Source organism: Streptomyces colwelliae (genome assembly GCF_048158785.1).
Classification (GTDB): Bacteria; Actinomycetota; Actinomycetes; order Streptomycetales; family Streptomycetaceae; genus Streptomyces.
Genome location: NZ_JBLTJC010000174.1, coordinates 1 through 21,106, shown reverse-complemented (window position 1 = coordinate 21,106; position 21,106 = coordinate 1). Strand labels below are relative to the sequence as shown.

22 protein-coding genes are annotated in these 21,106 nt (G+C 69.5%); 3 read left to right on the top strand and 19 right to left on the bottom strand.

The genetic code is table 11. The features are described 5' to 3' along the window. On the bottom strand, positions 1–326 hold a 326-nt coding region (locus ACNFOC_RS30695), incomplete at its 3' end, for a glutathione S-transferase family protein (RefSeq protein ID WP_521985573.1). 61 nt (positions 327–387) lie between these two features. Continuing rightward, positions 388–888, bottom strand: coding sequence for a TetR/AcrR family transcriptional regulator (locus tag ACNFOC_RS30690; RefSeq protein WP_416962305.1), 501 nt, complete (start codon positions 886–888; stop codon positions 388–390). A 110-nt stretch (positions 889–998) separates the two neighbouring features. Here ACNFOC_RS30690 and ACNFOC_RS30685 point away from each other — a divergent pair, with 110 nt between their 5' ends. Next, on the top strand, positions 999–1,913 hold the full coding sequence (locus ACNFOC_RS30685) for an ABC transporter ATP-binding protein (protein WP_416962304.1): 915 nt from the start codon (positions 999–1,001) through the stop codon (positions 1,911–1,913). Then, positions 1,903–2,679: an ABC transporter permease gene (locus ACNFOC_RS30680; protein WP_416962303.1), complete on the top strand. Its 777-nt coding sequence runs from the start codon at positions 1,903–1,905 to the stop codon at positions 2,677–2,679. Before ACNFOC_RS30685 ends, ACNFOC_RS30680 begins: the two co-directional genes overlap by 11 nt. A 76-nt stretch (positions 2,680–2,755) precedes the next feature. Here the strand turns inward: ACNFOC_RS30680 and metK are convergent, their stop codons facing one another. From metK to pyrR, 13 genes are all read right to left on the bottom strand, one after another. After that, positions 2,756–3,964 carry a methionine adenosyltransferase gene (gene metK / locus ACNFOC_RS30675; protein WP_416962302.1) on the bottom strand — a complete coding sequence of 403 codons (1,209 nt, stop codon included), beginning with the start codon at positions 3,962–3,964 and terminating at the stop codon, positions 2,756–2,758. A gap of 251 nt (positions 3,965–4,215) precedes the next feature. Next, positions 4,216–5,418 carry a bifunctional phosphopantothenoylcysteine decarboxylase/phosphopantothenate--cysteine ligase CoaBC gene (coaBC, locus tag ACNFOC_RS30670; RefSeq protein ID WP_416962301.1) on the bottom strand — a complete coding sequence of 401 codons (1,203 nt, stop codon included), beginning with the start codon at positions 5,416–5,418 and terminating at the stop codon, positions 4,216–4,218. A gap of 124 nt (positions 5,419–5,542) precedes the next feature. Then, positions 5,543–5,815, bottom strand: a complete 273-nt coding sequence (gene rpoZ, locus ACNFOC_RS30665; protein ID WP_019059732.1) for a DNA-directed RNA polymerase subunit omega — start codon at positions 5,813–5,815, stop codon at positions 5,543–5,545. Positions 5,816–5,855: 40 nt separating this feature from the next. After that, on the bottom strand, positions 5,856–6,449 hold the full coding sequence (gene gmk, locus ACNFOC_RS30660; protein WP_366097417.1) for a guanylate kinase: 594 nt from the start codon (positions 6,447–6,449) through the stop codon (positions 5,856–5,858). 59 nt (positions 6,450–6,508) lie between these two features. After that, positions 6,509–6,832 (bottom strand): integration host factor, encoded by a 324-nt coding sequence (locus ACNFOC_RS30655; RefSeq protein WP_019059734.1) that lies wholly within the window; start codon positions 6,830–6,832, stop codon positions 6,509–6,511. Positions 6,833–7,121: 289 nt separating this feature from the next. Then, positions 7,122–7,967, bottom strand: a complete 846-nt coding sequence (gene pyrF / locus ACNFOC_RS30650; RefSeq protein WP_416962300.1) for an orotidine-5'-phosphate decarboxylase — start codon at positions 7,965–7,967, stop codon at positions 7,122–7,124. Continuing rightward, a complete protein-coding gene (locus ACNFOC_RS30645; protein WP_416962299.1) occupies positions 7,964–9,070 on the bottom strand; it encodes a quinone-dependent dihydroorotate dehydrogenase in 1,107 nt (368 codons plus the stop codon). Before ACNFOC_RS30645 ends, pyrF begins: the two co-directional genes overlap by 4 nt. A gap of 54 nt (positions 9,071–9,124) precedes the next feature. Beyond that, positions 9,125–12,433 carry a carbamoyl-phosphate synthase large subunit gene (gene carB, locus ACNFOC_RS30640; RefSeq protein ID WP_416962298.1) on the bottom strand — a complete coding sequence of 1,103 codons (3,309 nt, stop codon included), beginning with the start codon at positions 12,431–12,433 and terminating at the stop codon, positions 9,125–9,127. Further along, positions 12,426–13,568, bottom strand: coding sequence for a glutamine-hydrolyzing carbamoyl-phosphate synthase small subunit (gene carA, locus ACNFOC_RS30635; protein WP_416962297.1), 1,143 nt, complete (start codon positions 13,566–13,568; stop codon positions 12,426–12,428). Before carA ends, carB begins: the two co-directional genes overlap by 8 nt. Then, positions 13,565–14,158, bottom strand: coding sequence for a PH-like domain-containing protein (locus ACNFOC_RS30630; RefSeq protein WP_416962296.1), 594 nt, complete (start codon positions 14,156–14,158; stop codon positions 13,565–13,567). The genes carA and ACNFOC_RS30630 overlap by 4 nt, the downstream gene beginning before the upstream one ends. Continuing rightward, the gene (locus tag ACNFOC_RS30625) at positions 14,155–15,441 is read right to left on the bottom strand and encodes a dihydroorotase (RefSeq protein ID WP_416962295.1); all 1,287 of its coding nucleotides are present in this window, start codon (positions 15,439–15,441) and stop codon (positions 14,155–14,157) included. The genes ACNFOC_RS30630 and ACNFOC_RS30625 overlap by 4 nt, the downstream gene beginning before the upstream one ends. Before the next feature lie 5 nt (positions 15,442–15,446). Further along, complete coding sequence (locus ACNFOC_RS30620; RefSeq protein WP_019059741.1) at positions 15,447–16,424, bottom strand: aspartate carbamoyltransferase catalytic subunit; 978 nt, start codon at positions 16,422–16,424, stop codon at positions 15,447–15,449. Positions 16,425–16,542: 118 nt separating this feature from the next. Then, on the bottom strand, positions 16,543–17,106 hold the full coding sequence (gene pyrR / locus ACNFOC_RS30615) for a bifunctional pyr operon transcriptional regulator/uracil phosphoribosyltransferase PyrR (RefSeq protein ID WP_019059742.1): 564 nt from the start codon (positions 17,104–17,106) through the stop codon (positions 16,543–16,545). 252 nt (positions 17,107–17,358) lie between these two features. Here pyrR and bldD point away from each other — a divergent pair, with 252 nt between their 5' ends. Continuing rightward, positions 17,359–17,859 carry a transcriptional regulator BldD gene (gene bldD, locus ACNFOC_RS30610; protein ID WP_019059743.1) on the top strand — a complete coding sequence of 167 codons (501 nt, stop codon included), beginning with the start codon at positions 17,359–17,361 and terminating at the stop codon, positions 17,857–17,859. A gap of 188 nt (positions 17,860–18,047) precedes the next feature. Here bldD and nusB read toward each other — a convergent pair whose 3' ends face one another. The 4 genes from nusB to ACNFOC_RS30590 all read right to left on the bottom strand — a co-directional run bounded on the left by nusB (position 18,048) and on the right by ACNFOC_RS30590 (position 21,070). Beyond that, complete coding sequence (nusB, locus tag ACNFOC_RS30605; protein WP_019066395.1) at positions 18,048–18,482, bottom strand: transcription antitermination factor NusB; 435 nt, start codon at positions 18,480–18,482, stop codon at positions 18,048–18,050. Positions 18,483–18,484: 2 nt separating this feature from the next. Beyond that, complete coding sequence (efp, locus tag ACNFOC_RS30600) at positions 18,485–19,051, bottom strand: elongation factor P (protein ID WP_019059745.1); 567 nt, start codon at positions 19,049–19,051, stop codon at positions 18,485–18,487. Between the two features lie 60 nt (positions 19,052–19,111). Beyond that, on the bottom strand, positions 19,112–20,218 hold the full coding sequence (locus ACNFOC_RS30595) for an aminopeptidase P family protein (protein ID WP_416962294.1): 1,107 nt from the start codon (positions 20,216–20,218) through the stop codon (positions 19,112–19,114). Between the two features lie 141 nt (positions 20,219–20,359). Then, complete coding sequence (locus ACNFOC_RS30590; RefSeq protein WP_416962306.1) at positions 20,360–21,070, bottom strand: AAA family ATPase; 711 nt, start codon at positions 21,068–21,070, stop codon at positions 20,360–20,362. Positions 21,071–21,106 lie beyond the last annotated feature (36 nt).

Below are 21,106 nucleotides of genomic sequence, written 5' to 3'. Positions count from 1 at the left end.
GCGACGAGGTGTACGTCCTCGACCTCGGCAAGATCATCGCCGTCGGCCCGCCCGAGGTGATCCGCAGCGACGAAACGGTTCTCGCCGTGCGCATCGGCGTCAAGCTCCTCGGGCACGGCATAGTCGAAGTACCGGTCAAGATGCAGCACCCCTTTGTCGACGAGCACCCGCGCAACCGGCAACCGCCCGGCCAACGCGGCCCCCCGCCACGTCCGCGGCTTGGCCTTCGGTCCCTTCGCCTGCCGCACGCTCTCCCGAATCAGCGCAAGCTGCTCAGGCGGCGCACCCTCCGCCCCGCCGTCCCGTTCCCCGTCCGCGCTGCTCACCCTTGCATTCTTACCAAACCCGACTGACAACGACCGCCGCCCGCCATCCGCACGTGATCTTCTAGGCCCCGCCGAGGACCTGAACGATGAGATGTTCCGCGAAGGCCATGTCCTCGTCCGGGTCACCGTCACGGAACCGCCCCCCGGCCTCCGAGGCGGCGAACCCGAGCATGAACGTGGACAGCAGCCGCTCGGCCCGCGGAATCCGCTCCTCCTGAAGACCGGCGGCGCGCAGCGCACCGTAGACCGCGTTCCGAGGCCCGACGGCCTCCGGGGTGACCGCAGGACGCTGGAAGAGCAGCAGGAACAGATCGGGGTGGCGCCGGGCCGTGGCCCGCATACTGCGGCCGAGCAGGCGCAGTTGCTCCCGCCAGCCCAGCCCGGGCCCGGGCACCTCGATCTCCAGCAACAACCGCTCCACGAGGCCGTCGAGGAGCCCCTGCTTGTCGCCGACGTGCCGGTAGAGCGTCATCGGGTTCACGTCGAGCTCCTGCGCGACGGCCCGCATCGTGACGGCGGACAGCCCCTTCCGGGTCGCCAACTCCCATGTCACGTCCAGCACTTGATCACGACTGATCCGCCGTGGCGTCACTTGACATCCTCCCTCGAAGCTACGTATACACAGTATACGTATACGTTGTATATATCGAAGGAATCGAGGGAGCACCAACCATGCTGACCGTCACCGGCCTGCGCAAACGATGGGGCCCCGTCCAAGCCCTCGACGGCTTCGACCTCCACATCGACCCCGGCGAGATCTGCGGCCTGATCGGCCACAACGGCGCGGGCAAGACCACCTTCGCCCGCACGGTCGCCGGCCTGGAGCACCCCGACGCGGGCACAGTCCGCGCAGCCGGAGTGGACCTAGCCACGGCCCCACACTCCGCCCGCACCCTGATCGGCCTGGCCCCCCAGGAACTGGCCCTCTACCCGACCGCCACACTCCGCCAGAACCTGCGCCTCTACGGCGGCCTCGCCGGCCTGCGCCGATCCGAACTGCGCACCGAACTGGCCGCCGTAGCGGAGGAGTTGCTCCTCACCGACGTACTCGACCGCCCCATCTCAACACTCTCCGGCGGCCAACAGCGCCGCGCACAGGCAGCCACGGTCCTCCTCCCCCGCCCCCGCGTGCTGCTGCTCGACGAGCCCACCGTCGGAGCCGACCCCACCACCCGGGAAGCGCTGCTACGACTCGTCAGGACCCGCGCCGACGAAGGCGCCGCGATCTGCTACACCACGCACTACCTACCGGAGTTGGAGCACCTGGACGCCACGCTCGCGGTCGCCGCGTCCGGCCGGGTGATCGCCCGCGGAAACCGCGCCGACCTCCTCGACGGCCTCCCCGGAGAGGTCGCCGTGACGTTCACCGGCGCCGTACCCGAGCACCTGCCCCACACCTCGACGGCCCCCGGCGAACTTCGCTTCACCACCGCGGACCCGGCCCAGGCACTGGCCCAACTCCTCCGGGACCTGGGCCCCGACACCGCCCGAGTCCGCTCGGCCGCGATCCGCGAACCGTCGCTCGACGACCTCTACCGCAGCCTCGCCGCCCACCAACTCCCCACGGAGACCCACGATGCAGCCTGATCCGCTGTCGGCCACGGCGCGCTTCTCCCCCGCGCTCTCCGCCCGCCACACCGGGGTCATGACCCGCCACACCCTCGTCCTGCTCATCCGGGACCCCGGAACCCCGCTCGCCTACACCGTGATGTCCCTGGTGCTGCTGACCGTGCTCCACCCGGTGTACGACCGCCTGGCTACCCCCGGCACACCGGGCATCGTGCAGGCCGCTCCGGGCATCGCGGTGATGTTCACCCTGCTCGCCCTGGACGTGGCCGGCCAGCTCCTGCTCTCCGAACGCACCTGGCACACCTGGGACCGCCTGCGCTCCGGCCCGGCGTCCCCGTCGACGATCCTGACCGGCAAAGCCGTCCCCTTGATCGCCCTGTTCCTGGCCCAACAGTCCGTACTGTTCCTCTTCGCGACCGCGGCCTTCGGCTTCCCCCTCGCCGCCGGCACCTGGCGCCTCCCCCTGCTGGCCCTCCTCTGGGCGGCCTGCGTCACCTCCTGCGGCCTGGCACTCGGCGTCCACACCCGCACCCAGGGCCAGTTGGCCGCCGCCTCAGACATCGGCGCCCTCACGATCACCTGCCTCAGCGGCTGCCTGGTCCCCCTCACCGTCCTCCCCCACTGGGTCTCCACGGTGGCCCCCGCGACCCCGGGCTACTGGGCCCTCCACGGCTTCCAGGCAGCCGTCACCGGCGACACCCGGGCCTACACACACTCGACGGCGGTCATCGCAGCCATCACAGCAGCAGCACTCCTTGCGTCGGCCCGCCGTATCCGCCGCTGATCCCGGTGGGAAACACCGAGGCCCGGCTTCCCCGAAGGGAAACCGGGCCTCGCAGAGCCTGACGAAGGCGCGGGACCTACAGTCCGGCGGCCTTGCGCAGCGCGTCCACGCGGTCGGTGCGCTCCCACGTGAAGTCGGGGATCTCACGGCCGAAGTGTCCGTAGGCGGCGGTCTGCGCGTAGATCGGGCGCAGCAGGTCCAGGTCGCGGATGATGGCGGCCGGGCGGAGGTCGAAGACCTCGTCGATCGCCTTCTCGATCCGGTCCGTGTCGACCTTCTCCGTACCGAACGTCTCGACGAACAGACCCACCGGCTCGGCCTTGCCGATCGCGTACGCGACCTGCACCTCGCAGCGCGAGGCGAGGCCCGCGGCGACGACGTTCTTGGCGACCCAGCGCATCGCGTACGCCGCCGAACGGTCCACCTTGGACGGGTCCTTGCCCGAGAACGCACCGCCACCGTGGCGGGCCATGCCGCCGTACGTGTCGATGATGATCTTGCGGCCGGTCAGGCCGGCGTCGCCCATCGGGCCGCCGATCTCGAAGCGGCCGGTCGGGTTGACGAGCAGGCGGTAGCCGTCGGTGTCGAGCTTGATGCCGTCTTCCACGAGCGCCTTCAGCTCGGCCTCGACCACGAACTCCCGGATGTCGGGGGCGAGCAGCGACTCCAGGTCGATGTCCGACGCGTGCTGCGAGGAGACGACGACCGTGTCGAGGCGGACGGCCTTGTCGCCGTCGTACTCGATGGTGACCTGGGTCTTGCCGTCGGGGCGCAGGTAGGGGATGGTCCCGTTCTTGCGGACCTCCGAGAGGCGCTTCGACAGGCGGTGCGCCAGGAAGATCGGCAGCGGCATCAGCGTCGGCGTCTCGTCCGTCGCGTAGCCGAACATCAGGCCCTGGTCGCCCGCGCCCTGCTTGTCGAGCTCGTCGTCGTCGCCCTCGACACGGTTCTCGTACGCCGTGTCGACGCCCTGCGCGATATCCGGGGACTGCGCGCCGATGGACACCGAGACGCCGCAGGAGGCGCCGTCGAAGCCCTTCTTGGAGGAGTCGTAGCCGATCTCCAGGATCTTGTCGCGGACGAGCTGCGCGATGGGCGCGTAGGTCTTGGTGGTGACCTCGCCGGCCACGTGCACCAGGCCGGTCGTGATCAGCGTCTCGACGGCGACCCGGGAGTTCGGGTCCTCCCGCAGAAGCGCATCGAGAATGGTGTCGCTGATCTGGTCAGCGATCTTGTCGGGGTGACCTTCGGTCACAGACTCCGAGGTGAACAGGCGACGGGACACAACGCTCCCTGAGGTTGCAGCGGCTGCTGGCTGATCATTGGCGGACGGGACGGGAGCTGCGCCCGACGTCGTCCAGAGAACAGTTTATCGGTCGCGGTCGGCAGACGGTCCCCCTGTCTCGTCTCTCGGGAATCGCTGTGACCTGCGGCACGCGCATTTTGCCGAATGCCGAGTGCCGTTGGCCAGAGCCGCCACGCACCAATGTCAGGTTTCGGCGAACTGACAGACGGCTGACAAATGGCTGAAACAAATCAGGCCAGACGGTGTACGACCAGGTCCCACACTGTCTCGGCCAGGGCTTCTTTCGGGCCGTGGGGAACGGCGGTCTCGCTGCCGTCGGCACCCAGCACAACCGCCTCGTTCTCCTCGGAACCGAACGTCTTGCGCTCCCCCACCTCGTTCACCACCAGCAGATCGCACCCCTTGCGTGCCAGTTTGGTACGGCCGTTGGCGAGGACGTCGTCCGTCTCGGCGGCGAACCCGACGACCACCTGGCCGGGGCGGGCCCGGTCGGCGGAGATCTCCGCGAGGATGTCCGGATTCCGCACCAGGACGATGGGGTCGGGGTCCTTGCCGTCCTTCTTCTTGATCTTCCCCGCTGCGTACTCGGCCGGACGGAAGTCCGCGACCGCCGCCGCCATGACGACCGCGTCCGCGTCCGCGGCGGCCTTCAGCACCTCTTCCCGCAGCTGTACGGCGGTCCCGACCGGGACGACGTCCACGCCCGCCGGGTCCGGCAGTCCCGCGTTCGCCGCGATCAGCGTGACCCGGGCACCCCGGGCGGCGGCGGTGCGCGCGAGGGCGTACCCCTGCTTCCCGGAGGAGCGGTTGCCGAGGAAGCGGACCGGGTCGAGGGGCTCGCGGGTGCCGCCGGCGCTGACGACGACGTGCCGCCCCTTGAGGTCGGGCTCGGTGACACCCCGCGCGAGCACCCGGCGGCACACCTCGAAGATCTCGGTGGGGTCGGGCAGTCGGCCCTTGCCGGTGTCGACGCCGGTCAGCCGGCCGACGGCCGGTTCGATCACCACGGCGCCTCGGCGGCGCAGTGTCGCCACGTTCTCCTGGGTGGCCGGGTGCTCCCACATCTCCGTGTGCATGGCGGGCGCGAAGACGACCGGACAGCGGGCGGTGAGAAGGGTGTTGGTGAGGAGGTCGTCGGCCAGGCCGTGGGCCGCCTTGGCCAGCATGTCCGTCGTCGCCGGCGCCACGATCACCAGGTCGGCGCTCTGGCCGATGCGCACGTGCGGGACCTCGTGGACGTCGTCCCACACCTCGGTCGAGACGGGGTGCCCGGAGAGCGCGGACCAGGTGGCCGCGCCCACGAAGTGCAGGGCGGACGCGGTGGGGACCACGCGGACGTCATGCCCCGACTCCGTCAGTCTGCGCAGCAGCTCACAGGCCTTGTACGCGGCGATGCCACCGCTGACCCCCAGAACGACCTTGGGCTTGTCCACCGTCTCTCCCCGAATTCGGAAACGTGCGTGCGACCCGTACGACTCGTGGTGCGACCCGTACGACTCCATGACACACCACAGGCCCGACAGTCGCTGCCGGGCCTGTGGATAAAGCTGCTGCGTCTCAGGTCGCGGGGCCCTCGACGGCCTCGGAGGTCAGCAGACCCGCGTTGATCTCGCGCAGGGCGATGGAGAGCGGCTTCTCGTGGACGTGCGTGTCGACGAGCGGACCGACGTACTCGAGGAGGCCCTCGCCGAGCTGCGAGTAGTACGCGTTGATCTGACGGGCACGCTTCGCGGCGTAGATCACGAGGCTGTACTTCGAGTCGGTGGCCTCGAGGAGCTCGTCGATCGGAGGGTTGATGATGCCCTCGGGAGCGGTGATGGAAGAGGACACGCTCTGCCTTCCGAAAGATGGGATGAGATCGGAAAAACGATCACACAACTTCCATCAAGGCTAGCAGCTCGCGCGCTACGTCCTCGACGGAGGTGTTGACCAGGGTCGCGTCGAACTCGGGCTCCGCCGCGAGCTCGATCTTGGCAGCGTCCAGGCGGCGCTCGATCACCTCGGGCGGCTCGGTGCCCCGTCCGGTGAGCCTGCGCACCAGCTCCTCCCAGGAGGGAGGAGCCAGGAACACCGAATGGGCCTCCGACATGGACTCGCGGACCTGCCGGGCGCCCTGGAGATCGATCTCCAGGAGGACCGGCACACCGGACTCCAGGTGCTCGAGCACAGCCGTACGCGGCGTGCCGTAGCGGTTGCCGGCGAATTCGGCCCACTCCAGAAGCTCGCCGTTGGCGATCAGCTTGTCCATCTCCTCGTCGGAGACGAAGAAGTAGTGGACGCCGTGCTTCTCGCCGGGGCGGGGCCTGCGGGTCGTCGCCGACACCGAGAGCCACACCTCGGGGTGTTCCTTGCGCATATGGGCGACGACCGTGCTCTTGCCGACCCCAGAGGGGCCGGAGAGCACGGTCAGCCGCGGACGTACGTCCGGGGGCTCGGGGGTCGTCCCCCGGAATGTTGCAGCCATGCAGCGATTATTCCAGCAATCCCGGTATGCCCGGGACTCCCGGTCCGGAGTATCCGGACTCAGGAACCAGTGCTGCCGAACTCACGCTCCAGGGAAGCGATCTGGTTGGAACCAAGGCCACGGACACGGCGGCTCTCGGAGATACCGAGTCGCTCCATGATCTGCTTGGCGCGGACCTTGCCCACGCCGGGCAGGGACTCAAGCAGGGCGGAGACCTTCATCTTGCCGATGACGTCGTTCTCCTGGCCCTGCTTGATGACGTCATGCAGGGAGGCGCCGGAGTGCTTGAGTCGATTCTTGACCTCGGCCCGCTCCCGGCGAGCCGCGGCGGCCTTTTCGAGCGCGGCTGCGCGCTGTTCAGGGGTAAGGGGCGGAAGAGCCACGCCTACGTCACCTCGGATGTCGAACTGTCGGATACGGACCGGTGAGGAACCTAGTCGCCCCACACCTAGGGAGCTACGAGCAACACGCTTGCCCGTTGACTCTGCTCGGAGACTAGCGGCCAAGGGCGCCAGAGTCAGCGAGAACAGAGGAAAAGTCCTGGTCAGCCTGCGCCAGGCCGGACATTTCTGACATAACGCCCCTGATTTGAGGATGTATTCAGACTCAAGTCGCTCCGGATTCGCTCGTCGAGCCACTCATCGGAGGACTCGATCGACCCGTTCGAACACCTCAGACGGTCGCAAAGGCGACGCGGATCTCCTCCGCGAAGCGTTCCGAGGCCGCTCGGAGGGCTCCCACGTCGGGACCGTGACGTAGAACACTCCGGCTCACGTTCGGGACGACGTTGCGCAGCGCCGACCCGAAGACTCCGGAAAGATCGGCCGGAGTGGCCCCCTGCGCCCCGATGCCGGGCGCGAGGATCGGACCGTTGACCGCGAGGTCGTACGACGACAGGTCGCCCAGCGTGGCGCCGACGACGGCCCCGAAGGAGCCCAGCGGCTCCTCCCCGGCGTTCTCGGCGGCCAGGTGGGCCAGCATGGTCGCTCCGATGTTCCGGCCGTCCGCGCGGACCGCGTGCTGCACCTCGCCGCCCTCCGGGTTGGAGGTGAGCGCGAGCACGAAGAGGCCCGTGCCGCTCTCCCGCGCCAGTTCGATCGCCGGAGCGAGCGAGCCGTAGCCGAGATACGGCGAGACGGTCAGCGCGTCGGAGAAGAGCGGGGAGTCCTTCCGGAGGAAGGACTCGGCGTACGCGGCCATGGTCGAGCCGATGTCGCCGCGCTTGGCGTCCATCACGACCAGCGCGCCGGCCGCCCGCGCCTCCTCGACGGACTTCTCCAGGACGGCGATCCCGCGCGAGCCGAAGCGCTCGAAGAACGCGCTCTGCGGCTTGAGGACGGCGACCCGGTCGGCGAGTGCCTCGACGACGGTGCGGCTGAACCGCTCCAGGCCGGCGACGTCGTCGTTCAGACCCCACTCGGTGAGCAGCGAGGCGTGCGGGTCGATGCCGACGCAGAGCGGGCCGCGTTCGTCCATGGCACGGCGAAGACGTGCGCCGAAGGGTTCGAGAGGGCTCATACCGGCTTCCTTGCGTCGGCGCCGACCGCGTCGGCGAGGGTGGCGTACGGGCTCGTGCGCAGGCGTGCGGCGAGGCCCTTGTGGATAGCGCGGCCCCAGAAGGGCCCTTCGTAGATGAAGGCGCTGTAGCCCTGCACGAGCGTGGCGCCGGCGAGGATGCGCTGCCAGGCGTCCTCGGCGTTCTCGATGCCGCCGACACCCACGAGGGTGATGCGGTCACCCACGCGCGCGTAGAGGCGGCGAAGTACCTCCAGAGAACGAGCCTTCAGCGGGGCCCCGGACAGTCCGCCGGTCTCCTTGACGAGAGAGGGGTCGGATTCCAAACCGAGTCCCTCGCGCGCGATGGTCGTGTTCGTGGCGATGATGCCGTCCAGGCCGAGTTCCACGGCGAGGTCGGCCACGGCGTCCACGTCCTCGTCGGCGAGGTCCGGGGCGATCTTCACCAGCAGCGGGACGCGGCGGTCGGTCACCGCGCGGTCGGCGGCCTCACGGACGGCACTCAGCAGCGGACGCAGTGCCTCGGTCGCCTGGAGGTTGCGCAGCCCGGGCGTGTTGGGCGACGACACGTTGACGACGAGATAGTCGGCGTGCCGGGCTAGTCGCTCGGTCGACTTCACGTAGTCGCCGACGGCCTCCTCCTCCGGTACGACCTTGGTCTTGCCGATGTTGACGCCCACGACGGTCCTGAAGACCGCCTCACGAGCCGCCAGCCGGGCCGCCACGGCCGCGGAGCCCTCGTTGTTGAACCCCATGCGGTTGATCAGCGCGCGGTCCGGCACAAGGCGGAACAGCCGCTTCTTGGGGTTACCGGGCTGCGGCTCCCCCGTGACCGTGCCGATCTCGACGTGGTCGAAGCCGAGCATCGACATGCCGTCGATCGCGACCGCGTTCTTGTCGAAGCCGGCGGCGAGCCCGAACGGGCCGTGCATCCGCAGCCCGAAGGCCTCGGTCCGCAGCTCCTCGAACCGGGGCGCGAGGGCGGCCGCGACGAACGTGCGCAGCACGGGGATGCGGACGGCGAGCCGGATCCAGCGGAAGGCGAGGTGGTGGGCCTGCTCCGGGTCCATCCGTTTGAAGACCAGACGGAAGAAAAGCTTGTACATCTCAGTGTCCTCACGAGAAGGGGGACACCGTTTCCGGTGTCCCCCTCAAGGCTGCTAGTCGCGGGCCGCGGTCAGGTGTTCGGCGTGTTCCTGGAGTGAACGCACGCCCACGTCACCGTGGTTGAGGGCGTCGATGCCCTGGACGGCCGCGGCGAGCGCCTGGACCGTAGTGAGGCACGGCACGGACCGCGCCACGGCCGCCGTACGGATCTCGTAGCCGTCGAGGCGGCCGCCGGTGCCGTACGGGGTGTTGACGATGAGGTCGACCTCGCCGTCGTGGATGAGCTGGACGATGGTCTTCTCACCGTTCGGGCCGACGCCCTCGGACTGCTTGCGGACGACCGTCGCGTTGAGGCCGTTGCGCTTGAGGACCTCGGCGGTGCCGGAGGTGGCGAGCAACTCGAAGCCGTGGGCGACCAGTTCGCGCGCCGGGAAGATCATCGAGCGCTTGTCGCGGTTGGCGACCGAGATGAACGCGCGGCCCTTGGTGGGCAGCGGGCCGTAGGCGCCCGCCTGGGACTTGGCGTACGCCGTGCCGAAGACGGAGTCGATGCCCATGACCTCGCCGGTGGAGCGCATCTCCGGGCCCAGCACGGTGTCGACGCCACGCCCGTGGATGTCGCGGAAGCGCGACCACGGCATGACGGCCTCCTTGACGGAGATCGGCGCGTCGAGCGGGAGTTCGCCGCCGTCGCCGTGGGCCGGGAGCAGCCCCTCGGCGCGCAGTTCGGCGACGGTCGCGCCCAGCGAGATACGGGCGGCGGCCTTCGCGAGCGGTACCGCGGTCGCCTTCGAGGTGAAGGGGACCGTGCGGGACGCGCGCGGGTTGGCCTCCAGGACGTAGAGGATGTCGCCGGCCATCGCGAACTGGATGTTGATCAGTCCGCGGACGCCGACACCCTTGGCGATGGCCTCCGTTGAGGCCCGCAGGCGCTTGATGTCGAAGCCGCCCAGGGTGATCGGCGGCAGGGCGCAGGCCGAGTCGCCGGAGTGGATGCCGGCCTCCTCGATGTGCTCCATGACGCCGCCGAGGTACAGCTCCTGGCCGTCGTAGAGCGCGTCGACGTCGATCTCGATGGCGTCGTCGAGGAAGCGGTCGACCAGGACCGGCCGCGACGGGCTGATCTCCGTGGACTCGGCGATGTACGACTCCAGGCGGGTCTCGTCGTAGACGATCTCCATGCCGCGTCCGCCGAGGACGTACGAGGGGCGGACGAGGACCGGGTAGCCGATCTCGTCGGCGATGGCCTTGGCGCCGACGAAGGTGGTGGCGGTGCCGTGCTTGGGGGCCGGGAGGCCCGCCTCCGCGAGGACCTGGCCGAAGGCGCCGCGGTCCTCGGCGGCGTGGATCGCCTCGGGCGGGGTGCCGACGATCGGGACGCCGTTGTCCTTGAGAGCCTGCGCCAGGCCCAGCGGGGTCTGGCCGCCGAGCTGCACGATCACGCCCGCGACCGGCCCGGCCAGGGACTCCGCGTGGACGATCTCCAGCACGTCTTCCAGCGTGAGCGGCTCGAAGTACAGGCGGTCGGAGGTGTCGTAGTCCGTGGAGACGGTCTCGGGGTTGCAGTTGACCATCACGGTCTCGTAGCCCGCGTCGCTGAGCGCGAAGGAGGCGTGGACGCAGGAGTAGTCGAACTCGATGCCCTGGCCGATGCGGTTGGGGCCCGACCCCAGGATGATGACCGCGGGCTTCTCGCGCGGGGCGACCTCGCTCTCCTCGTCGTAGGACGAGTAGAAGTACGGCGTCTGCGCGGCGAACTCGGCGGCGCAGGTGTCGACCGTCTTGTAGACCGGGCGGATGCCGAGCGCGTGCCGGACCTCGCGGACGACGTCCTCGCGCAGGCCGCGGATCTCGCCGATCTGCTGGTCGGAGAAGCCGTGCCGCTTGGCCTCGGCGAGTAGTTCCGGGTCCAGCTTGTCGGCGGCGGCCAGCTCGTCGGCGATCTCCTTGATGAGGAAGAGCTGGTCGACGAACCAGGGGTCGATCTTCGTGTAGTCGAAGATCTCCTCCTGGGTGGCGCCCGCGCGGATGGCCTGCATGACGGTGTTGATCCGGCCGTCGGTGGGCCGTACGGCCTCCTCCAGCAGCTGGACCTTGTCGCCGGGCTCGCCCACGAAGGTGAACTGGCTGCCCTTCTTCTCCAGCGAGCGCAGCGCCTTCTGGAATGCCTCGGTGAAGTTGCGGCCGATCGCCATGGCCTCGCCGACCGACTTCATGGTGGTCGTGAGGGTCGAGTCGGCGCTCGGGAACTTCTCGAAGGCGAAACGGGGTGCCTTTACGACTACGTAGTCGAGGGTCGGCTCGAAGGAGGCCGGGGTCTCGCGCGTGATGTCGTTCGGGATCTCGTCGAGCGTGTAGCCGACGGCCAGCTTGGCGGCGATCTTGGCGATCGGGAAGCCGGTCGCCTTGGAGGCGAGGGCCGAGGAGCGGGACACGCGCGGGTTCATCTCGATGACGATGACGCGGCCGTCGACCGGGTCGATCGCGAACTGGATGTTGCAGCCGCCGGTGTCGACGCCGACCTCGCGGATGATCGCGATGCCCACGTCGCGCAGCACCTGGTACTCGCGGTCGGTCAGCGTCATCGCCGGGGCGACGGTGATCGAGTCTCCGGTGTGCACGCCCATGGGGTCGAAGTTCTCGATGGAGCAGACGACCACGACGTTGTCGTTCTTGTCGCGCATCAGCTCCAGCTCGTACTCCTTCCAGCCGAGGATGGACTCCTCCAGGAGGACCTCGGTGGTAGGCGAGAGCGTGAGGCCCTGGCCGGCGATGCGGCGCAGCTCCTCCTCGTCGTGCGCGAAGCCGGAGCCCGCGCCGCCCATCGTGAAGGAGGGGCGGACGACGACCGGGTAGCCGCCGAGCGTGTCGACGCCGGCGATCACGTCGTCCATGGAGTGGCAGATGACCGAGCGGGCGGACTCGCCGTACCCGATCTTCTGGCGGACGGCCTCGACGACGCCCTTGAAGAGGTCGCGGTCCTCGCCCTTGTTGATGGCCTCGACGTTGGCGCCGATCAGCTCGACGCCGTACTTCTCCAGGGTGCCCGCCTCGTGCAGCGAGATGGCGGTGTTGAGCGCCGTCTGGCCGCCCAGAGTGGGCAGCAGGGCGTCCGGGCGCTCCTTGGCGATGATCTTCTCGACGAAGTCCGGGGTGATCGGCTCGACGTAGGTGGCGTCGGCGATCTCCGGGTCGGTCATGATCGTCGCCGGGTTGGAGTTGACCAGGATGACGCGGAGGCCCTCGGCGCGCAGGATGCGGCAGGCCTGGGTGCCGGAGTAGTCGAACTCGGCGGCCTGGCCGATGACGATCGGGCCGGAGCCGATGACCAGGACGGACTGGATATCGGTGCGCTTAGGCACGCTGGCCCTCCATCAAGGATGTGAAGCGGTCGAACAGGTAGGCGGCGTCGTGCGGGCCGGCCGCCGCCTCGGGGTGGTACTGGACGCTGAACGCCGGCCGGTCGAGGAGCCGCAGCCCCTCGACGACCTGGTCGTTCAGGCAGACGTGCGAGACCTCGGCACGGCCGTACGGCGTGTCGGAGACCTTGTCGAGGGGCGCGTCGACGGCGAAGCCGTGGTTGTGCGCGGTGACCTCGACCTTGCCGGTCGTACGGTCCTGCACGGGCTGGTTGATGCCCCGGTGGCCGTACTTCAGCTTGTACGTGCCGAAGCCGAGCGCGCGGCCCAGGATCTGGTTGCCGAAGCAGATGCCGAAGAGCGGGGTGCCGCGCTCCAGGACCGCCTGCATGACGGCGACCGGGTGGTCGGCGGTGGCGGGGTCGCCGGGTCCGTTGGAGAAGAAGACCCCGTCGGGCTGTACGGCATACACGTCCTCGACGGTCGCGGTGGCCGGGAGCACGTGCACCTCGATGCCGCGCTCGGCCATGCGGTGCGGGGTCATGCCCTTGATGCCGAGGTCGACGGCGGCGACGGTGAACTTCTTCTCACCGATCGCGGGGACGACGTACGTCTCCTTGGTGGCGACCTCGGCGGAGAGGTTCGCGCCCGCCATCTCGGGGGCCTCGCGCACCTCGGCGAGCATGGTGTCGTCGTCGGGCAGCGAGGGCCCGGAGAAGATGCCGACCCTCATGGCACCGCGCTCGCGCAGATGGCGGGTCAACGCGCGCGTGTCGATGCCGGAGATCCCGACGACGCCCTGGTTGCGCAGCTCCTCGTCCAGCGAGCGGCGGGAGCGCCAGTTGGACGGCACGCGCGCGGGGTCACGCACCACGTAACCGGCGACCCAGATGCGCTGCGACTCGGAGTCCTCGTCGTTCACCCCGGTGTTGCCGATGTGCGGGGCGGTCATCACGACGACCTGGCGGTGGTACGACGGGTCGGTGAGGGTCTCCTGGTAGCCGGTCATGCCGGTGGAGAACACGGCCTCGCCGAAGGTCACCCCCACGGACCCGTAGGCGCGGCCGCGGAAGATCCGGCCGTCCTCCAGGACGAGTACGGCGGGAACCTTGGCGGCTCCCCTGGTGGAGGTCGTCATCGTGCGCCTTCCGTGTCGGTCGATTCGAGACTCTTGTTGATCATGCTGTTCAGGGTGTCGACCCACTCCGTGTGCTCGGCCGCGTGATCCGAGCGGAACCCGGAGTCGATCAGCCGGTCCCCGTGCGCCCACGTCACGACCAGCAGCCCGCCCTCGCTGAGGACCTTCCCGGCGATGCCCTTGCCGAGCAGGGCCTCGCGCAGCGCCCCGGCCGGGATGAAGAAGTCGGTGGCTCCCGGTCGTACGACATCCAGGCCGGCCTCCGTCAGGGTCAGCTCGACCCGGCTGCGGGTACCCAGGCCGTGCGCCACGATGCGGTCGAGCCACTGCCCGGCGGTGGTGGAGCCGTGGTAGCGGCCACTCATCGACAACACAGCCAGTTTCGCCTCGCCCACCTCTTCCGGCGACGTGGGCAGCTCGGGCAGGTCGCCCTGGAGCGTGCCGCGCCACTTCCAGCCCTCGCGCATCAGCCAGTAGACGAGCGCGATGAAGAGGGCGAGGCCGACGAGCCAGCCGATACGGGCGGCCCAGTCGGTCACCGGGGCGGACTTCTCCCCGGCCGCGAGGTGGGTCAGTTCCAGAGGTGTCACGTGAGCTTCCCGTCGACGAGCGTGGCCTTGCCCCGGAGCCAGGTGTGCGTCACACGGCCCGGCAGCTCACGCCCCTCGTACGGGGTGTTGCGACTGCGCGAAGCGAAGCCCGCGGGGTCCACCGACCCACGGTATTCCGTGTCGACGAGCGTGAGGTTGGCGGGCTCACCAGCCGAGACGGGACGGCCGTGGCCCACCGCCCGCCCGATCTCGGCGGGCTTGGCGGACATGCGCTCGGCGACCCCGGTCCAGGTGAGGAGCCCGGTGTCCACCATGGTCTCCTGCACCACTGACAACGCGGTCTCCAGGCCGACCATCCCCATGGCGGCGGCGGCCCACTCGCAGTCCTTGTCCTCGTGCGGGTGCGGGGCGTGGTCGGTGGCGACGATGTCGATCGTGCCGTCGGCGAGGGCCTCGCGCAGGGCGAACACATCGCGCTCGGTGCGCAGCGGCGGGTTGACCTTGTAGACGGGGTTGTAGGAGCGCACCAGCTCATCCGTGAGGAGGAGGTGGTGCGGGGTGACCTCGGCGGTCACGTCGATGCCCCGGGACTTGGCCCAGCGGACGATCTCGACGGACCCGGCGGTCGACAGGTGGCAGATGTGGACGCGGGAACCGACGTGCTCGGCGAGCAGGACATCCCGGGCGATGATCGATTCTTCGGCCACCGCCGGCCAGCCCCCGAGCCCGAGTTCGGCAGAGACGACGCCCTCGTTCATCTGGGCGCCCTCGGTGAGGCGAGGCTCCTGGGCGTGCTGGGCGACGACTCCCCCGAAGGCCTTCACGTACTCCAGCGCCCGGCGCATGATCACCGCGTCGTCGACGCACTTGCCGTCGTCGGAGAAGACGGTGACCCCGGCGGCCGACTCGTGCATGGCGCCCAGCTCGGCGAGCTTCTTGCCCTCCAGGCCGACGGTGACGGCGCCGATGGGCTGCACATCGCAGTAGCCGTGCTCCTGGCCGAGCCGGTAGACCTGCTCGACGACACCGGCGGTGTCGGCGACGGGGAAGGTGTTGGCCATGGCGAACACGGCCGTGTAACCGCCGCTGGCGGCGGCACGGGTACCGGTGAGGACGGTCTCGGAGTCCTCGCGGCCGGGCTCACGAAGGTGGGTGTGCAGGTCGACGAGGCCCGGCAGCAGCACCTTGCCGTCGGCCTCGACAACGTCAGCGCCCTCGGCACTGAGACCGACACCGACCTCGGCGATGGTCTCCCCGTCGATCAGCACGTCCTGCGGCTCGCCGCCGAGGATCTTCGCACCACGGATCAGGATCTTGCTCATGTGACTTACTTCTCCTCGATACGGGTGTGGCTGACGGCGGGTTCGTTGCCGCCCAGAAGCAGGTAGAGCACGGCCATCCGGATGGACACTCCGTTTGCGACCTGCTCGACGACGGTGCAGCGGTCCGAGTCGGCTACCTCGGCGGTGATCTCCATGCCCCGGACCATCGGCCCGGGGTGCATCACGATGGCGTGCTCGGGCATCTTCGCCATCCGGTCGCCGTCCAGGCCGTAGCGCCGCGAGTACTCGCGCTCGGTCGGGAAGAACGCGGCGTTCATGCGCTCGCGCTGCACGCGCAGCAGCATCACCGCGTCGGACTTGGAGAGCGTGCTGTCGAGGTCGTACGACACCTCACAGGGCCAGGCCTCGACGCCGACCGGCACCAGGGTGGGCGGGGCGACGAGGGTGACCTCGGCGCCGAGGGTGTGCAGCAGGTCGACGTTGGAGCGGGCGACGCGGCTGTGCAGGATGTCGCCTACGAGCGTGATCCGCTTGCCGGCCAGGTCCTGCCCGAGCCCGGCGTCCCGGCCGACGAGCCGGCGCCGCATGGTGAACGCGTCCAGCAGGGCCTGCGTCGGGTGCTGGTGGGTGCCGTCACCGGCGTTGATGACGGCCGCGTCGATCCACCCGGAGGTGGCGAGCCGGTACGGCGCTCCGGAGGCGCCGTGCCGGATGACGACCGCGTCGACGCCCATGGCCTCCAGGGTCTGGGCGGTGTCCTTCAGGGACTCGCCCTTGGAGACGCTCGACCCCTTGGCGGTGAAGTTGATGACGTCGGCGGAGAGGCGCTTCTCAGCGGCTTCGAAGGAGATACGCGTGCGCGTGGAGTCCTCGAAGAAGAGGTTGACGACGGTACGGCCGCGCAGGGTCGGCAGTTTCTTGATCGGCCGGTCGGCGACCCTGGCCATCTCCTCGGCGGTGTCGAGGATCAGGACGGCGTCGTCGCGGGTGAGGTCGGCGGCCGAGATGAGATGACGCTGCATCTGTCAGGCTCCGTAAGGCAGTTCAGGTCGGGATCCGGGGGTCTGGGGGATGTCCCCCAGAAAACACGGCCGGGCATGCGGGGGCGCAGCGTGCCGCAGGCGGCACGGCGTCCGACCGCTACGGGGTCTGCTTGACGCCGAGCAGCACGGTGTCGCGACCGTCCTCCTCGGCGAGCTGGACCTTGACCGTCTCCCGCAGCGACGTGGGGAGGTTCTTGCCGACGTAGTCGGCGCGGATGGGCAGTTCGCGGTGGCCTCTGTCGACCAGGACCGCGAGCTGCACCGCGCGCGGGCGCCCGATGTCGTTCAGGGCGTCGAGGGCGGCGCGGATGGTGCGGCCGGAGAAGAGCACGTCGTCGACGAGGACGACCAGGCGGCCGTCGATGCCGTCACCGGGGATGTCGGTGCGGGCCAGCGCGCGCGGCGGATGCATGCGCAAGTCGTCGCGGTACATGGTGATGTCGAGGGAACCGACCGGGATCTTGCGGTCGGTGATCTCCTCCAACTTGACGGCGAGCCGCTGGGCGAGGAAGACGCCCCGGGTCGGAATGCCGAGGAGAACCACGTCGTCGGCGCCCTTGGCGCGCTCGACGATCTCGTGGGCGATGCGGGTCAGAACCCGCGCGATGTCGGGGGCCTCGAGAACCGGCCGGGCATCGGACTCGTACTGCTGAGTGTCCATAAGAAACGGACCTCCTTCTCCGCCTCACGGGACGGACCTTAAAGGACGTCGGATTTGCGCCATCCACGGTAGCAGGCCGGGACGACACCCCTGATCACCCCTATGGAGTAATCGGACACGGCTACCACGGAAGAGCCGGTGCGGACCATTCGGCTTGACGCAGCAGCGTAACGCTGCGTAACCTCACAGTGAGTTACCAGCCGCGCGGCGCGGAAACACTGCAGCCGCGTCGACACAGTGTCCGGGAGCTATATGTCCAGCGAATACGCCAAACAGCTCGGGGCCAAGCTCCGGGCCATCCGCACCCAGCAGGGCCTTTCCCTCCACGGTGTCGAGGAGAAGTCACAGGGACGCTGGAAGGCGGTCGTGGTCGGGTCGTACGAGCGCGGCGACCGTGCCGTCACCGTGCAGCGCCTCGCCGAGCTGGCTGACTTCTACGGGGTTCCGGTGCAGGAGCTGCTGCCGGGCACCACGCCGGGCGGGGCCGCCGAGCCGCCGCCGAAGCTGGTCCTGGACCTGGAGCGGCTGGCCCACGTGCCCGCCGAGAAGGCCGGCCCGTTGCAGCGGTACGCCGCCACGATCCAGTCCCAGCGCGGCGACTACAACGGCAAGGTGCTCTCGATCCGCCAGGACGACCTGCGCACACTCGCCGTCATCTACGACCAGTCGCCCTCGGTCCTCACCGAGCAGCTCATCAGCTGGGGCGTGCTGGACGCGGACGCGCGTCGCGCGGTCTCCCACGAGGAGAACTGAGCCGCTCCACGCCTGAGCAGAAACGTGCCGCCGGGGTGGCCGGAACTTCACTGTTCCGGCCACCCCGGCGGCTTTCTGCGGGCCTCAGGAGCCTCATGCGTACGGGAACGCCCTCATGGCCACGGGGAACGCCGGAGGGCCCGCAGCGGTCGTGCTGCGGGCCCTCCGGCGTTTCGCTCTCGTACTGCTTACGCCTCGTCCCGGCGCAGCGAGGGCTTCAGGTCCTTGAAACGGCCCAGCAGGCCGTTCACGAACGAGGGCGACTCGTCCGTGGAGAACTCCTTGGCCAGCTGCACCATCTCGTCGAGGACGACGGCGTCCGGGGTCTCGTCGGCCCAGATCAGCTCGTAGGCGCCGAGGCGCAGGATGTTGCGGTCCACCACGGGCATGCGGTCGAGCGTCCAGCCGACCGAGTACTGCGCGATCAGCTCGTCGATGCGGCGCGCGTGCTGCGCGTACCCCTCGACCAGCTCCATCGTGTACTCGCTGACCGGCGGCTGCCGGGTGTCGTCCCGGGAGAGCCGGATCCAGTCCGCGAGGACGGTCTGGACGCCGACACCGCGCTGGTCGCCCTCGAAGAGGATCTGGAAGGCGCGCTTGCGGGCCGTATTGCGGGCAGCCACGGTTAGCTGTTCACCCGGCCGAGGTAGTCGCTCGAGCGGGTGTCGACCTTGATCTTCTCACCGGTGGTGATGAAGAGCGGGACCTGGATCTGGTAACCGGTCTCCAGGGTGGCGGGCTTGGTGCCACCGGTGGAGCGGTCGCCCTGGACGCCGGGCTCGGTCTCCTGGATGACCAGCTCGACGGCGGCCGGCAGCTCGACGAAGAGCACCTCGCCCTCGTGCTGGGCGACCGTGGCGGTGAAGCCCTCGATCAGGAAGTTGGCGGCGTCGCCGACGGCCTTGCGGTCGACCATGAGCTGGTCGTAGGTCTCCATGTCCATGAAGACGAAGTACTCGCCGTCCATGTACGAGAACTGCATGTCGCGCTTGTCGACAGTGGCCGTCTCGACCTTGACGCCGGCGTTGAACGTCTTGTCGACGACCTTGCCGGAGAGCACGTTCTTGAGCTTGGTGCGCACGAAGGCAGGGCCCTTGCCGGGCTTGACGTGCTGGAACTCGACGACGGACCAGAGCTGGCCCCCGTCGAGCTTGAGCACCAGGCCGTTCTTGAGGTCGTTCGTGGAAGCCACGGTTGCGGAATCTCCTGGACTGACGTGGACGACCACGGGACCCGCGCACAGCTCGAAAAGCTAGAGCGCGAGCAGCTCCTTGGTCGTGATGGTGAGTAGCTCGGGTCCGCCGTCCGCCTCAGGGCGTACGACGAGCGTGTCATCGATCCGGACACCGCCCCGGCCCGGGAGGTGAACCCCCGGTTCGACGGTGACCGGCACGCAAGCGTCCAGTTTACCCATGGCCGCGGGGGCCAGCTGCGGCTCCTCGTCGATTTCGAGCCCGACACCGTGGCCGGTGAGGGCTGCGAGGCCCTCCGAGTACCCCGCGGAGTCCAGTACCTGGCGGGCCGCGCGGTCCACATCGCGGTAGGCGGCACCGGGGGTCAGGGACTCCCGCGCGGCCCTCTGGGCGGCGAAGACGAGGTCGTACAGCTCGATCTGCCAGTCGGCGGGAGAGGTCCCGATGACGAACGTACGACCGATCTCACAGCGGTATCCGCGATATGTGGCGCCGAGGCAGACGGAGAGGAAATCTCCTTCCTCGACCCGGCGGTCGGTCGGCCGGTGGCCGCGTCTGCCGGAGTGCGGGCCGGTGGCGACGGAGGTGGCGAAGGCGGGGCCTTCGGCGCCGTGGTCGACGAGCCGTCGCTCCAGTTCGAGGGCGAGATGGCGTTCGGTGCGGCCGACGAGGATCGACTCCAGGAGCTCTCCGAGGGCCTGGTCGGCGATCTCTGCGCCGATTCTCAGACAGGAGATCTCCTCCTCGTCCTTCACGACCCGCAGCTGTTCGACCGCGCCGCCGATGTCGGTGAGGCGGAGCGTGGGCGCGACCGAGCGGAGGGCTCGGTGCCGGGCCACGGTGAGGTGGTGCTCTTCTACGGCCATGGATTCCGCGCCGTGCGCTGCCGCGAGGTCTGCGGCGGATACGGCGGGGTCGCCATCGGGGCCGGGGAGTGTGTGGATGCGCAGGGTCTCGTCGGGGCGGCCCTCTGTGGGGCGTTCGTCCAGCGGGCCCGTGCAGACCAGCGTGTCGTCGCGCTTGCCGAGCAGCAGGACGGTGCCCTGTGGAACGGGGCCCGACAGGTAGCGCACGTTGGCTGGGTTGGTGACCAGCGCGGATTGGCTGCCGCCGGCTTGGGCTCGGTCCCTGAGCCTTGCTCGGCGGGCTGCGTAGACCTCTGACATGAGATGAGCGTAGGAGCGGTGGCTGGATTGTGCTGGCTGGGAGGGTGCCGTTCGGGGGACGCAGCATGAGTTTCGGCTGCGGCTCTGTGGGGGCTGGTCGCGCAGTTCCCCGCGCCCCAAGGTGGGACAACTCCCCTGTGATTACCAGCTCGGGGGGCTTGCTATCGAGCGTGCCAGGACGTCGTTCAGGACCTGGGCCGTCTGCTGGACGTCCATCTGGGAGTTGTCGATGATCGGGAGGCCCGAGCCGTACCAGCCGGCCATGCGGCCGTGGATGCGGGCGACCTCCTCGTCGGTGAGGCGGCGGTTGCCGGAGCGTTCGGCGTTGCGTTCCAGGACGATTTCCAGGCCGGGCAGCAGAACCACCGGGAGGAGGCCGGGGCCCACGTGTCGTTTCCAGCCACCCAGGCCGACCACCGGGCGGTCGGGAAAGACCGCGTCGTCGAGGATGCAGGAGATGCCGTTGGCGAGGAAGTTGCGGGCGGCGAAGCCGCAGGTGCGGCGGGCCAGGCGGTACTGGGCCTCCGAGTGGTCGTTCCACCCGGACTGGGGGTCGGCGAAGCCCGAGCGGACCCACTCGCGTACGTCGTCGAGGCTGATGTGGGCGGTGGGGACGCGGCGATGGTCCGCCCAGTACTTGGCGACGCTCGTCTTGCCCGCGCCGGCGGGCCCGATGAGCAGCACCGCGAGGGTGGTGGAGGTCGGGTCGGGGGCCGCCGTGGCCGGCGGGGCGCTGGGCATGGGCACGGGGCCGCCCGGCGGGAGCTGGACGTGGCCGGTGGTGTCCGGGGCGTGGTGGCGCGGAAGTTCCGGGTGAGCCGCAGTTCCACCAGGTCGTCGGGGTAGGAGCAGCGCAGCCAGTCGAAGAACCGGCCCGTCTCGTCGGCC

Coding starts and splice junctions, on each gene's coding strand:
- ACNFOC_RS30685 (WP_416962304.1), top strand. CDS start 999: ATGCTGACCGTCACCGGCCTGCGCAAACGATGGGGCCCCGTCCAAGCC.
- ACNFOC_RS30680 (WP_416962303.1), top strand. CDS start 1,903: ATGCAGCCTGATCCGCTGTCGGCCACGGCGCGCTTCTCCCCCGCGCTC.
- gmk (WP_366097417.1), bottom strand. CDS start 6,449: ATGGCTGCAACATTCCGGGGGACGACCCCCGAGCCCCCGGACGTACGT.
- pyrF (WP_416962300.1), bottom strand. CDS start 7,967: ATGAGCCCTCTCGAACCCTTCGGCGCACGTCTTCGCCGTGCCATGGAC.
- ACNFOC_RS30645 (WP_416962299.1), bottom strand. CDS start 9,070: ATGTACAAGCTTTTCTTCCGTCTGGTCTTCAAACGGATGGACCCGGAG.
- carA (WP_416962297.1), bottom strand. CDS start 13,568: ATGACGACCTCCACCAGGGGAGCCGCCAAGGTTCCCGCCGTACTCGTC.
- ACNFOC_RS30625 (WP_416962295.1), bottom strand. CDS start 15,441: ATGAGCAAGATCCTGATCCGTGGTGCGAAGATCCTCGGCGGCGAGCCG.
- ACNFOC_RS30620 (WP_019059741.1), bottom strand. CDS start 16,424: ATGCAGCGTCATCTCATCTCGGCCGCCGACCTCACCCGCGACGACGCC.
- pyrR (WP_019059742.1), bottom strand. CDS start 17,106: ATGGACACTCAGCAGTACGAGTCCGATGCCCGGCCGGTTCTCGAGGCC.
- bldD (WP_019059743.1), top strand. CDS start 17,359: ATGTCCAGCGAATACGCCAAACAGCTCGGGGCCAAGCTCCGGGCCATC.
- ACNFOC_RS30595 (WP_416962294.1), bottom strand. CDS start 20,218: ATGTCAGAGGTCTACGCAGCCCGCCGAGCAAGGCTCAGGGACCGAGCC.